Source organism: Nonomuraea sp. NPDC049152 (assembly GCF_040648355.1).
Lineage (GTDB): Bacteria > Actinomycetota > Actinomycetes > Streptosporangiales > Streptosporangiaceae > Nonomuraea.
Window position 1 is genome coordinate 405922 of sequence record NZ_JBEZDO010000002.1, and the last position, 12764, is coordinate 418685.

The window sequence follows — 12764 nt, forward strand, 5'->3', positions numbered from 1 at the left end:
CGGCTGACGGGGTTGCACAGGTAACCGGCTGACGGGGTACGGCGCCGCCGTACCCCGTCGGTCACCGCAGCGCCGGACCCCTGAGGCCCAGGGCGAACAGCAACCCGAGCAGGACCTCCAGCCCGTAGACGATGTTCGTGGCCGTCTGGCCGACCAGCACGTAGGCGACGGCCGCGACGAGGCAGCAGACCAGCAGCACCACGTCGGCCACGCCGAGCACGATCGCCATGACCAGCCTGATCAGGAAGAGCACGAACCCGAGGCCGAACCACTCGGACATCGTCGAGTCGTCGTAGGCCCACCGCGACAGCGCGAACGGCGAGTAGAAGGCCCCGCTCCAGTAGGCGTCCCACCGCTCCAGCGGGCCGGGCACGTGCTCCCTGATCGTGACCTCGGCCGGCTGGAACTGGATGGTCCTCACCTCGCCACGGGTGACGTCGATGAGCACCGTGCGGTCGACCACCTGGATCTTCGTGGTGCCGTTGACCACGGCGGTGAACTCGCCCGAACCGGCCCTGACCTTGTAGATGTGGTCGAAACCGACGTCGATCTGTCCCTGCGGGACCTCGTCGGCATTGCGGACGATCACGTAGAGGGCGTCGTCCTCCTTGTCGGGCAGCGCGTACTCCGCGCCGATGGAGAACACCCCGACAGGAGTGACGAGTGAGGTCTGGCCGCTCACCTTGAGGCCGCCAGGACCCCAGTCCAGGCTCACGGGGAGGAAGGCGGGACGGAAGCTGCCCTTCACCTCGGTGTCGGAGCAGGCGGAGATGCCGACCAGAACGGCGATCACGAGCAGGACGCGGATGAATCGGTCTGCGGCACGCGTCAATGGAGTCCCTTCTGTGGACGCGCGGTGTCGTTCGCATGGACAACGGGCCAGAGGCCTCCCGAGTTCGATCAGGGGTGGCGCGCGCCGTACTAGATCGGCTTGAATCACCTCCGAAGGGGGTGCGTGTTGCGACTGCCGGAGGAGGCTCCCAAGCCCCGGCGCAGGAGGCGGGCCTGGGTGGCGCCTGTCGCGGCGGGCGCGGCCGCGGGCGCCGCCAGCATCCTGGCCGCGTCGCTGGAGTGGGAGATCCCGCCCATCGCCAAGATCGGCGTGACCGCGCTCGCGGCGCTGCTCGTGGGCGTGACGACCTGGGCCACCACCGCCACCAGCAAGAACAACGAGGCCAAACCGCTCCTGGACGACCCCTCGTGGCGCCCGCCCGACCAGTGGCCGCCCGCGCCCGAGCACTTCACCGGCCGCTCGGAGGCCCTGACCGAGCTGCGCAAAGTCTTCACCGCCAGACGCCGGACGACCGAGGTCGCGCCGCCGCTGGTCGTCTCCGTGTACGGCAGGGGCGGCGTCGGCAAGTCGGCGCTCATGGCCAGGTTCGGGCAGGAGATCGCCGACTGGTTCCCCGATGGCCGCCTCTACGCCAACCTGCGCGGCATCCGACCCGACGAAGTCCTCATCGGATTCCTGCGCGCGCTCGGCGTCCGGCTCACCACCGACCCCGGAGGACAGGAGGAGCTGCGCAAGCTCTGGCTGACCTGGACCAAGGGCCGCAGGATCCTCATCGGCCTGGACAACGTCGACGACGCCGAGCAGGTCAAACCCCTCATCCCCGCCGAGCCGGGCTGCGCGGTCGTGGTCACCTCGCGCCAGCCGCTGTACCTGATGAACGCCTACGACACCCAGCTCAGCGTCTTCAGCGAGGCGCAGGGCGTGGAGCTGCTGGCCAGACTGGCCGGCGGCGAGCGGATCGTCGAGGACCTGTCCGCCGCCAAGGAGATCGTCAGGATCTGCGACTACCTGCCGCTGGCCATCAACATCTGCGGCGGCCGCCTGGCCACCAGGTCGAGCTGGTCGCTGCGCGAGCTGGCCAACCGGCTGGCCGACGAGCGCCGCCGCCTGGACCAGCTGGAGCTGGCCCGCACGATCGACAAGAGCGTCCGCGCCTCGGTCCAGCTCAGCTACGACGACTGCACCGGCATCCAGCGCAGGCTGCTGCGCCTGCTGTCCTCGCTCACCTCTCCCGACGTGCCCGGATGGGTCGCGGGCGAGCTGCTCGACATCTCCGTGCTCGACGGCGCCGACCAGCTGGAGGCGCTGATCGACGTCCAGCTGGCCGAGAGTTCGGGCACCGACCAGACCGGCGCCATGCGCTACCGCCTGCACGACCTGGTCCGCCTGTTCGCCGCCGAGCTGGAGGAGGACAGGCGCGACGCCGCCATCGAACGCGTCCTCTACGCCTACCGCCGCCGCGCCGAGGCCGCCGCCCAGGCCAGATGGCCGCAGGACTGGGGCCGCACGGGACGCGTCGGCGACGCCGGCGGCCAGGTGCTGGCCGGCGACTGGCTCAACGCCGAACGCCTGAGCCTCATCGCGATGATCCACCTGGCCAGGTCGATGGAGCTGTGGGAGCTGGTCTTCGGCCTCGGCAGGGCGTTCTGCTCCATCTGCCACTCCCTGCGCGCCTACTGGACCGACTGGGGCGAGGTCGCCGAGATCACCGTCGAGGCGGCCAGACGCATGCGGGACCCGAGGACGCTGGGCATCGCCCTGCTCGACCGCACCGCCGCGCTCGGCGGCGACGCCGCGGAGGAGGCGCTCAAGCTCTTCACCGAGCTCGGCGAGTCGTGGTGGGCGGCCAGGGCCATGCGCACCATCGGCATGCGGCTGTTCACCGGCGGCAACCTCGACAGGGCGCAGGACTACCTCATCCAGGCCATCGCCGCTTTCAACGCAGAAGAGGACTACTGGTGGATGGCGCGGACCCAGCGCAACCTCGCCGAGCTCCGCCTGGCGCAGCGGCGGCCTGAGGAGGCCCGCGACCTGCTGGAGGACGCCCTCGAGGTGTTCAAGCGCGACGGCAACCGCTACTCCGAGGCGCAGACGCTGCGCGCCTACGGCGAGGTGCTCGCCGCCCAGGCGCGCGGGCTCCACGCGGAGGGAGAGTCCAGGGCCGCCGCCGACCTGTTCACCAAGGCGGGCTTCAGCCTCGACAGGGCGGCGGAGATGTTCAGGAGCAGGGGCGAGCTGTGGGAGGAGGCGCGGTGCATGCGCGCCTTGGGCGAGGTCGGCGACCCCGTCAACCGCCTGCGCGAGCTCGACTCGGTACGGCGGGCGGAGGAGATCCTCACCGCCCTCGGCGACTCGTGGGGGGTTGCCCGCACCCACCTGTCGTCGGGCAGGGCGCTGGGCAGGATGGGCAGGACCGCCGAGGCGGAGGAGGAGCTGAAACGCGCCGTCACCGCCTTCGAGGAGCTCGGCGACCAGTGGTGGATGGCGCGCAGCCTGCGCTACCTCGGCGAGACGCACCTCGACGCCAAGGACAGGAGCGCCGCCGTACCCGCGCTGGAGCGGGCCCGCGCGATCTACCGCAGCCTCGGCAACGAGGCGGGGATGCGCAGGACCCTCGAACTGCTCAGGAGAGCGGAGTCCTGATCAGGTGGCCCGCCGCCCTGCGGGCCTCCTGGATCGACTCCTCGAACAACGCCCGCACGTGCCGTGCCTGGTCGGCCAGCTGCTGGATGTGCGGAAGGGCCAGGTCGTCGCGAACCGTCTCGGCCAGCAGGCGCTGGTAGTCGGGCGTGCGGGCGGCCAGCATCTCCAGCCGCCTGTGCGCGCGGTAGACGTCGTCGGCCCTCAGCACCTGCAGCGCGTACTCCTCCAGATTGCGCACCCGCTGCGACAGCGACGTCCACGCCTGGTCCAGCGCGCTGCCGTACGGCGCGAACGCCGCCCTGAGGTTCCTCGGCAGGTCGGTCGGCACGATCCTGCGATGCTCGTCGTGCATCCGCGACAGCTTCGCCAGCCGCCTGGCGATCTGCCACACCTCGTCCGGCAGCGTCACCCTGTTGTCGATGGAGTCGATCAGTCCCGCCTTGTGCACCTCGGAGGCGAGGATCGTGTCGGCGGCGTCCTGCGCCCTGCGCAGCAGCACCTGGCAGGGGTAGTCGAGGTCCTCGGCCAGGACGTAGCGGTCGGCGTGCTCGTAGGCGAGCTTGAGCCGCCGCCGCGCCACCCTGTTGCCCTCGTCCGTCGCCATCCAGCGCATCAGCGCCACCAACGACACGCCCACCAGCGCCACGATCATCCCCGCCGTGCTGGTCACCAGCCAGATCAGCAGGAGGAACGCGGGCAGCACGAACAGCAGGGCCGAGTTGCGGGCAGGCTCGTGATGCTTGCCCGCCCTCGCCATGTGCATCGCGTGCGGGCCCGCTCTCAGCTGTGCCACGACCTCCCCGGGTAGAGAGGGATCGAGCACCAGACGCGGGGGAAAAGCACGCGGATCCATCTCTTCATGCTGCGTTACGAATGGCGAATCCGCACAGACTTATCCCGACATATAGGCTCGAACTCGATGAATGACTTCACGCGATGGATAGAGCTCGAAGGTGCCGCCAACGTCCGTGACCTGGGCGGACTCCCCACCGCCGACGGCGGAACCACGCGGCAGGGCCGCATCCTGAGATCCGACAACCTGCAGGGTCTGACCGGCGCCGACGTCGAGACGCTCGTCGGCTCGCACAAGGTCAGGCACGTCGTCGACCTCCGCTCAGGCCCGGAGGTCGCACTCGAAGGCCCCGGACCCCTCACCAGAATTCCCGAGGTCACCGTCCACCACCTGACCCTCTTCGCCGAAGGCGGCAGGCACACCGACGTCGACGCCGACAGGGCCCTGCCGTGGCAGGAGCGCAACGCCGACGACGACCTGCGCGTCACCGGGTTCTACTACGGCTACCTGCGCGACCGGCCCGACTCCGTCATCTCCGCCCTGCGCGTCATGGCCATGGACGACGGCGCGGCCATCGTCCACTGCGCGGCCGGCAAGGACCGCACCGGCGTGCTGTGCGCGCTCGCGCTGGAGGTCGCAGGAGCCACCCGCGAGGCCATCGTCGCCGACTACGAGGCGACGGGCGAGCGCCTCGAACAGGTGCTGGCCAGGCTGCGGGCCAGCGACACTTACCGGGACGACCTCGACTCCCGCCCCGCCGACGACCACCGGCCACGGGCTCGGTACATGCTGCAGTTCCTGGGGGTGCTCGACGACCGGTTCGGCGGGCCGCTGCCGTGGCTCCACGCGAACGGCTGGACCGAGACCGACACCCTCGCCCTCCGCTCCCGCCTCCGCGACTAACCCCTTCCCGGCCGCCGGTGTTTTTGTTGGTCGTACGGGTGCCGGGTCGCGTGCGTTTTTCGGCCGGCTGCCGCCGAGTCGCGTGTTTTTGTCGGCTGTACGGCCGCCGCCGAGTCATGGCCACCGTGGGGCGACGGTGGCCGCCCGTCCATCACGCGTGCTCCAGCGGGACTCGAGATCCCCCTGGGCTGGGGTGTTGCGACGACCTCTAGAACTTGCACTCGCACCGGCGGGGCCTTGAGTCTTCGCTCGGAGACTCGCACTGGGGGCCGATCCCTCGGGGAGACGCACCCGCAGAGGGGACCGAGGCTTTCCTCGGGGGATCGCATGTCGCGCCTCACTGATGGCTGCTTCCGGTGGGCGGTGTCGTGCGACTGGCTCGGGTTGTGTCACTCGAAGGTCAGTGGATGCGGATGACCGTGTGCTCGGTGGCGGAACGGCGGGCCGCCTCGATGACCGTGAGCGCGTCCACCACATCGCGAGGATCGACAGGGGGAGCGGAACCGGTGCTCAGGGATGCCGCCACCGCCTGGTAGAAGTCCAGGTACGAGCCGGGCTCCGTGCGGACCCGCTCGACCGAGTCGATCGTGCCGAGCGTCCCCCACTGTTCCTCAGGGTCCGCGCCGAACCCCGGATCGTGCGGCGTCGCTCCCGCGCGCAGCCGCTCCTCCTGGACGTCCAGGCCATGCTTCACGTAGGCGGCCGCCGAGCCCAGCACCCTGAACCGTGGCCCCAGCTGGGCCGCGAGCGCGTTCGCCCACAGGTGGGAGCGGGCCCCGTTGGCATGCGTGAGGGCGAGGAAGGAGTCGTCGTCCGAGCTGACGCCCTCCCTGCGGACATCACTCTCGGCATAGACCTCCCGCACGGGGCCGAGGAGCTGCAACGCCTGGTCGACGAGGTGGCTGCCCAGGTCGTAGAGGAGACCGCCGACCTCGTCCTCGCCGCCGCTCTCCCGCCAGCCGCCCTTCGGCACGGGACGCCAGCGCTCGAAACGCGACTCGAGGCGGTAGACGTCCCCGAGCGCGCCCTCGGCCACCAGACGGCGCAGGGTGAGGAAGTCGCCGTCCCACCGGCGGTTCTGGAACACGGTCAGCATCAGGCGCTTCTTCGTGGCCAGATCGACGAGGTCGCGGGCCTCCTGCGCGGTCCTGGCTAGGGGCTTGTCCACCACGACGGGACGTCCGGCGTTCAGCGCGGCGGTGGCGAGGGGAACGTGTGTCCTGTTGGGAGAGGCGATGACGGCCAGGTCGCAGCGCGGCCACAGCTCGTCGGCGTCCTTCACCGCCGTCGCGCCGTACTTCTCGGCGACCTCGGCGGCCCGGTCGGGGTCGCGGGTGACGACGGCGGCCAGGTTGAGGCCGGGGGTCGCGTGGATGAGCGGGGCGTGGAAGACGGCCCCCGCCGTGCCGTAACCGACCAGGCCCACTCGGATCTCGCTCATGGGTCCACGATAAACCGCTGCCCGATCATGACCCGGACGCCACGGGAGCGGTCTCCCGAAACCCCAGCCCAGAGCAGGAGGACGCTCACGCAGGGCGCGGGGTCGTGGTTCCTCGTGAAGGGCGGCGGGTCCGCGCGGGAGGTGTGGGGTCGTGGTTTCCCCGGGAGGGCGGCGGGTCCGCGTGGGGGTACGGGGTGGCCGTTGCCGGAGGAGGGTGACAGGTCAGATGTGGTCGGGGTCGACGGCGAGGGCGACGTGGATGAGGTCCTCGATCGCGTGCGCCAGCCGCCCGTCGGAGATCTCGTAGCGCGTCTGCCGTCCCTCGGGAACCGCGACGACGAGGCCGCATCCGCGCAGGCAGGCGAGGTGGTTGGAGACGTTCTGCCGGGTGAGCCCCAGTTCGTCGGCCAGTCGCGCAGGGTAGGAGGGGCCCTGTAGCAGGGCGATGAGCAGACGGCAGCGGTTCGGGTCGGCGAGGGCCCTGCCGATTCGGGCCATCGCGTCGAGCCGGGTCTCCACAGTGAACACGATAATCAGGATACACGAGTTGCTGTATATACAGTTCCTACTGTATATACATGGTTGACTGTATAGATCGGGAGGCGACACATGGGACACGGTCATGGGCACGGCCACACGACGGCCGGCGCGGTACACCGGAAACGGTTGATGATCGTGCTGCCGCTCACGTTGAGCGTCCTGGTCGTCCAGGTCGTCGGGGCGATCCTGTCGGGAAGCCTCGCCCTGCTCGCCGACGCGGGTCACATGGCCACCGACGCCGCCGGCATCATGCTCGCGCTGTTCGCGATCTGGGTGGCGGGCAAGCCTGCCAGCTCCCGCAGGACCTTCGGCTACCAGCGAGCCGAGATCCTGGCCGCCGCCGTCAACGCCGTACTGCTGCTCGCGCTGAGCGGCTACATCCTCGTCGAGGCCGTGCGCAGGTTCGCCGACCCCGAGCCGGTCGGCTCCACCGTCATGCTGGTCGCCGCGCTCGTCGGCCTGGTCGCCAACGGGATCGCGCTGTGGCTGCTGCGCGAGGGTCAGGAGGAGAGCCTCAACCTCAGGGGCGCCTACCTCGAGGTGCTCGGCGACCTGCTCGGCTCGGTGGCGGTGATCGCGGGCGCGCTCGTCATCAAGCTCACCGGCTGGGTCGCCGCCGACGCGATCATCTCGATCGTCATCGCGCTGCTCATCCTGCCCAGGACGTGGAAGCTGCTGAGGGAGGCCGTCGACATCCTGCTGGAGGCCACCCCCAAGGGCGTCGACCTGGCCGAGGTGCGCAAGCACCTGCTGGAGACGCCGGGCGTCACCGACGTCCACGACCTGCACGCCTGGACGATCACCTCAGGGGTGCCCGTGATGTCCGCCCACGTGGTGGTGGAGGACGACGCGTTCAGCAGGTGCGGCCCGCTGCTCGACCGCCTGCACCAGTGCCTGGCAGGGCACTTCGACGTGGAGCACTCCACGCTGCAGCTCGAGCCCGCGGGCCACGTCGACCACGAGGGCGCCAGGCACCACTAGCCACCACCGGCTAGCTGTCGCGGTCGTCCCGCTCGGCCAGAAACGCCTCGAACTGGGCGGCAAGCTCGTCGCCCGTCGGCATCGGGGTGCTCTCGGCCATCAGATTCTCCCGCTCCTCGCCACCGGCGAAGGCGTCGTACTGCTGCTCCAGCCCCGTGATCGCCGACGACAGCTCGCTGGAGGACTGGATCTGCTCCTCGATCTCCGCCGTCGTACGGCCCGCCGCGTCGTGCAGGCTGTCCATCGGGAACACCAGCCCCGTCCCCTTCGTCACCGCCTCCAGCGCGGTGACCGCGGCCTGCGGGTACTCCGCCTGCGACAGGTAATGAGGCACGTGTACGGCATAGCCGAGCGCGTCGCGCCCCTGCCTGCCCAGGCGGAACTCCAGCAGCGCCGCGACGCTGCCCGGCACCTGCACCCTGCCGAACGCGCTCACCTGCGAGTTGATCAGCTCGGGCCTGCTCGCGTGAGCGGTGACGCCCAGCGGCCTGGTGTGGGGGACGGCCATCGGGATGCCGTGCACGGTGACCAGCTTGCTCACCCCGAGGCGCTCGGCCAGCCCGCCCACCGCGGCGGTGAACAGCTCCCACTCCCTGTCCGGCTCGGGGCCGCTCAGCAGCAGGAACGGCGTGCCCGTCAGGTCACGCGCCTGGTAGAGGGCCAGTTCGGGGGCCTCGTAGTCGACCCACCTGTCGGTGTCGAACGTCATCGTCGGCCGCCGCGACCGGTAGTCGAGCAGGCGGTCGACGTCGAACGTCGCCACGACGCTGTGCTCCAGCTCGGCAAGCAGATGGCCCACCGCGAGCCGTCCTGCGGCGCCCGCGTCGACGAACCCGTCGAAGTGGTACACCAGCACGGGATCGGTGAGCTCGGGGGTCTCCTCCGCCAGCCGGTAGAGATCCGTCGGGTCGAACACGGTTGATCAGCCTTTCCCTCGGTACTCTCTCCAGAACCTTCGGCGAGCCGGAACGATTCCGTGCACGGCACCCTACCTATGAGAAGAACTTGTCGAAGCCCCGGGTGGGTGCGCTCCACGGCCCGGCCGCCGCCTCCCCGCCTGCCGGCCGGAGCGGTCTTCAAGAAGCACGAAGTCGCGAGGGTGCTGGTCGAGGTGGGGCCGATCCGCATGCGGGGGTGCCCAGTGCGGTGGACACCGCCCGCATGTTCGGCGACGAGGACCTGCTCAGGCCGTTCAGCTGATCAGCTCGTGCTGGAAGCCCTTGACCTGCCCTCTGAGCAGTGGGTCTGAGAAGCGCTGGGTCTCACGGGCCCAGTCGAGGTAACCGCGCATCCAGTTTTCCAACCCGGTCACGCACCGCATGGTGCCGTTCGCGGTGTTGTAGTCGGTGCCCAGCTCGTCGAACGTGGCCTGGATCTCCCCCTTGGCCGCGAGGAACGTCTCGACTCTCAGCGAGATGTTCGCGTTGACGAGTTCGACGGCTTCCTGGAGCGAGCAGTCCAGAGCGTTCCAGAACACGATCACGAGGTTGTGGAACTCGCCCTGCGCCAGCTCCCTGTGGAGCCCGATCAGGTCGTTGGTGCAGACCACGACGTGACCGGCCTCGTGGACCATGGTCCTGTAGGGGGCGGAGACGCGGATCTCGGTCGGCACCTCGAACTGCTCCACCAGCTCGATCAGGTCGAAGGACGGTGGGACGTAGGCGATGTTCAGCTTGTGCTCGACATAGCTTTCCGGATCGGGGATCAGCCCACGAGTCCTGTTGTCCACCTCCCACTGAGCCGTTTTGAAGCAGTCCTGCAGGTGGTCGGCGAACCTGTGCCACCAGCTCGGAGCCGCGTGCAGCCGCATGCGGTCCCGGATGTCGGCAAGTCCGTGCATGATCGGCCCCGCGGTCGTGTCCAGCGGTTCGCCGCGTAACACGGCCGAGAACCTTTCGGCCATCCGGCGGGCCAGGTCGGGATCCGAGCCCACCTCGGCCAGTTCGAACTGGTCGTCGTAGACGTGGAACCAACTGTTGAGGTCGGCCGCCAGCGCCAGGATGGGCACCGACGCCTCGGGGTAGAGCCTCGCGACCAGCCTGGAGTAGGACTCGCCGGTGAATCGGGAGGTGGCTCGCTCTCCTTCGATGAGGTTCAGTCGCCTGGCCCACGCGGTGGTGTGCTCGGCGACGATGGACTCGAAGGGATTGAGTTTGGATGGGAAGGGAATCTGGGGATCAGGTAGAGAGAAATCCGGCATCTCTTGCATGGGTGCGCAGCCTCCCACGAGGACGGATGTGGCATCCCGCCTGCTAGATCGCGGAACAAGCCATTCTTTTGGCATGCCCGGACATAAAGGCGCCAAATCCGTTCGCGTGATAAGGGGCTAAACGGAGTGGTATTTCGGACATAGAGGCTATGATCACACGGATGGCGGATCTCCGTCGAGTTCGTCCAGCGCGAGGGTCGTCGCCTCGTCCAAGTCCAGCTTGGTGCCCATGTCGAAGGCCGCTTTGTAGGCTCCTTCACCCAGCAGTTTCTGGCACTCCTTGACTGCCCTTTCGTGCTCGATGGTCAAGAACGGCGCACCCAGCATGGGCAGGCCCGCCGCCCGCCAGTTCTGGTGCAGTGCGCCCAGGACCCGAGCCGCCCTGTCCGGCTGATTGAGGCTCACCATGATCCGCGCCGTCGTCTCCAGAGCCATCATGGTGCCCACGGTGTCGTGGAAGTAGCGCTTGATGCGCAGGCCCTCCTGCGCCGAGGTGAGCGCCGCCTCCGGTCTGCCCGTCGACATCAACGGCAGCGCCAGCGCCCAGCTCGCGTAGGAGCTGACCCACAGCTCGCCGCGCTCCTTGCACACCTGCAGCACGTCGACCAGCAGCGACTCGGCCTCGTACAGCTCGCCCTGCGTCGTCAGCACGATCGACAGCTCCACGATGGCCGGGAGCAGGCCGGGATTGAGCTCCTTGTTGCCGGTGTTGAACTCGATCGCCATGCCCAGCAGCGCGCTCGCCTTCTGCAGGTCGCCCTGCAACAGCGCCGCCGTACCCTGCATCTTGGAGGCGAGGATGACCGCGCGCGAGTCGCCGACCAGCACCGCCTCGCTGCTGCACTGCTCGGCCGCCTCCAGCGCGCCCGCGCTGTCGCCCTGGGCGCTGCGCACGTAGGACAGCACCCACAGCGCCTTGCATCGTTCCTTGCTCGGCTGGGGATTGGCCCGCAGCGCGCGTTCGAGGTAGATGCGGCCCTCGCGGATGAAACCGCAGCAGATCCACATGAACCACAGCGACGACAGCAGCTCCAGCGCCAGGATGCTCTCGCCCGGCGTGCGCAAGGCGTGCTCCAGCGCGAGTCTGACGTTGTCGTGCTCCTGGCGCATGCGGACGAACCAGTAGATCTGCCGGGGACCCGACCAGGCGTCCTCGCTCCTTCGCGCCAGGCTCAGGTAGTAGGCCAGGTGCTTCTGGCGCATATTCTGCGTCTCGCCCAGCTTGTCCAGCCACTCCTCGCCGTACTCGGCCAGCGTGTCGATGAGCTTGTAGCGCACGCCCGCGTGATCGCTCTTGATCAGCAGGATCGACTTCTCCACCAGACCGGTCACCATGTCGGTGATGTCCTCGGCGGGCAGCCGGTCATCGGAGCAGACGAACCTGGCCGCGTCGAGCTCGAAGTCGCCGGAGAACACCGAAAGGCGCGCCCACAGCAGCCGCTCGGCCGGCTCGCACAGCTCGTGACTCCACCCGATGGCCGCGCGCAGCGTCTGGTGCCGCGGCAACGCCGTACGGCTGGCTCCGGCCAGCAGGCTGAACCGGTCGGTCAGCAGGCCCAGGATCTGCTCCACCGACAGCGCGCGCAGCCGTACCGCGGCCAGCTCGATCGCCAGCGGGATGCCGTCCAGGCGGCGGCACAGCTCGGCCACCGAGCCGATGTTCTGCTCGTCCAGCACGAAGTCGGGCACCACGGCGCCCGCCCTGGCCGCGAACAGCTGCACGGACTCGTTGGTGAACAGGTTCTCGTCAGGGTTGTCGCCCGGCACCGCCAGCGGCGGCACCGGAACCACGTGCTCGTACGTCAGGTGCAGCGACTGGCGGCTCGTGGCCAGGATCTTCAGCTGCGGGTTGGAGCGCAGCAGCTCGTCGATCAGCTCCGCGCAGCCCTCGATCAGGTGCTCGCAGGTGTCGAGGATGAGCAGCATGCTGCGGTCGCGGACCCACTCCGACAGCGACTCGGACTCGCCGCGCGCCGACTGGTCGGCCACACCGAGCGCGGAGGCGATGGTGTTCTTCACCATGCCCGCGTCCTGCAGCCTCGCCAGATCGGCGAACCACACGCCGTCCTCGAACTGTGAACGCACCTGATGGGCCAGCCGCAGCACCGTCCGCGACTTGCCCACGCCACCGATGCCGGTGACCGTCACGAGGTTCGACTCGGACAAATGGCGCTTGAGGTTGGCAAGCAGCCTTGTCCGGCCGACGAAGCTCGTGAGCTCCGCCGGCAAATTGCCTTCTCGACGCCAACCTGTCGGGGTGGCCATGGGCAGCCTCACGGGGGGTAGCCGGACACCTTCTCACGCGCGGATCCACTGTACCCCGCGTAGCCTTTACTGTCCCTTGAGGCTTACATGCGCGAGGGTGGCGTTTCTTCCTCCGGATAGCATTGTCGCCGTGAGTGAATTGCTACCCGAGCAGACCTCGGACGATACCGACCTGGGGTGGGGCGAATATCGGGAC

Annotated in this window: 10 protein-coding genes; 3 read left to right on the top strand and 7 right to left on the bottom strand. The window is 69.1% G+C overall.

Translation table 11 applies throughout. From position 1 onward, the window contains the following. Positions 1 to 61: 61 nt before the first annotated feature. Positions 62 to 832 carry a hypothetical protein gene (locus AB0B45_RS05685; RefSeq protein ID WP_358125821.1) on the bottom strand — a complete coding sequence of 257 codons (771 nt, stop codon included), beginning with the start codon at positions 830 to 832 and terminating at the stop codon, positions 62 to 64. A gap of 123 nt (positions 833 to 955) precedes the next feature. Here AB0B45_RS05685 and AB0B45_RS05690 point away from each other — a divergent pair, with 123 nt between their 5' ends. Further along, positions 956 to 3436 (top strand): tetratricopeptide repeat protein, encoded by a 2481-nt coding sequence (locus AB0B45_RS05690; protein WP_358125824.1) that lies wholly within the window; start codon positions 956 to 958, stop codon positions 3434 to 3436. Here AB0B45_RS05690 and AB0B45_RS05695 read toward each other — a convergent pair. Next, complete coding sequence (locus AB0B45_RS05695) at positions 3417 to 4229, bottom strand: hypothetical protein (protein WP_358125827.1); 813 nt, start codon at positions 4227 to 4229, stop codon at positions 3417 to 3419. The two genes, AB0B45_RS05690 and AB0B45_RS05695, sit on opposite strands and share 20 nt — an antisense overlap. 126 nt (positions 4230 to 4355) lie before the next feature. Between AB0B45_RS05695 and AB0B45_RS05700 the strand changes: the two genes are divergently transcribed. Continuing rightward, the gene (locus tag AB0B45_RS05700; protein ID WP_358125830.1) at positions 4356 to 5132 is read left to right on the top strand and encodes a tyrosine-protein phosphatase; all 777 of its coding nucleotides are present in this window, start codon (positions 4356 to 4358) and stop codon (positions 5130 to 5132) included. A gap of 400 nt (positions 5133 to 5532) precedes the next feature. On the opposite strand, the gene AB0B45_RS05705 is transcribed toward AB0B45_RS05700, so the two are convergent. Continuing rightward, complete coding sequence (locus tag AB0B45_RS05705) at positions 5533 to 6573, bottom strand: Gfo/Idh/MocA family oxidoreductase (protein ID WP_358125833.1); 1041 nt, start codon at positions 6571 to 6573, stop codon at positions 5533 to 5535. Between the two features lie 222 nt (positions 6574 to 6795). Further along, positions 6796 to 7101 (bottom strand): metalloregulator ArsR/SmtB family transcription factor, encoded by a 306-nt coding sequence (locus tag AB0B45_RS05710; RefSeq protein ID WP_358125836.1) that lies wholly within the window; start codon positions 7099 to 7101, stop codon positions 6796 to 6798. 81 nt (positions 7102 to 7182) lie between these two features. Here AB0B45_RS05710 and AB0B45_RS05715 point away from each other — a divergent pair, with 81 nt between their 5' ends. Further along, positions 7183 to 8094: a cation diffusion facilitator family transporter gene (locus tag AB0B45_RS05715; RefSeq protein ID WP_358125839.1), complete on the top strand. Its 912-nt coding sequence runs from the start codon at positions 7183 to 7185 to the stop codon at positions 8092 to 8094. A gap of 10 nt (positions 8095 to 8104) precedes the next feature. Here the strand turns inward: AB0B45_RS05715 and AB0B45_RS05720 are convergent, their stop codons facing one another. The 3 genes from AB0B45_RS05720 to AB0B45_RS05730 form a co-directional block, all read right to left on the bottom strand. After that, entirely contained in the window at positions 8105 to 9010 is a 906-nt protein-coding gene (locus AB0B45_RS05720; protein ID WP_358125842.1) for a PAC2 family protein, read from the bottom strand. 276 nt (positions 9011 to 9286) lie between these two features. Continuing rightward, positions 9287 to 10294, bottom strand: a complete 1008-nt coding sequence (locus AB0B45_RS05725) for a hypothetical protein (protein WP_358125845.1) — start codon at positions 10292 to 10294, stop codon at positions 9287 to 9289. A 162-nt stretch (positions 10295 to 10456) separates the two neighbouring features. After that, a complete protein-coding gene (locus AB0B45_RS05730) occupies positions 10457 to 12532 on the bottom strand; it encodes an ATPase (RefSeq protein WP_358125848.1) in 2076 nt (691 codons plus the stop codon). Positions 12533 to 12764: the final 232 nt, after the last annotated feature.

Excerpts from the sequence above, each read along its gene's own strand:
- AB0B45_RS05700 (WP_358125830.1), top strand. The coding sequence starts at position 4,356 with ATGAATGACTTCACGCGATGGATAGAGCTCGAAGGTGCCGCCAACGTC.
- AB0B45_RS05725 (WP_358125845.1), bottom strand. The coding sequence starts at position 10,294 with ATGCCGGATTTCTCTCTACCTGATCCCCAGATTCCCTTCCCATCCAAA.
- AB0B45_RS05705 (WP_358125833.1), bottom strand. The coding sequence starts at position 6,573 with ATGAGCGAGATCCGAGTGGGCCTGGTCGGTTACGGCACGGCGGGGGCC.
- AB0B45_RS05715 (WP_358125839.1), top strand. The coding sequence starts at position 7,183 with ATGGGACACGGTCATGGGCACGGCCACACGACGGCCGGCGCGGTACAC.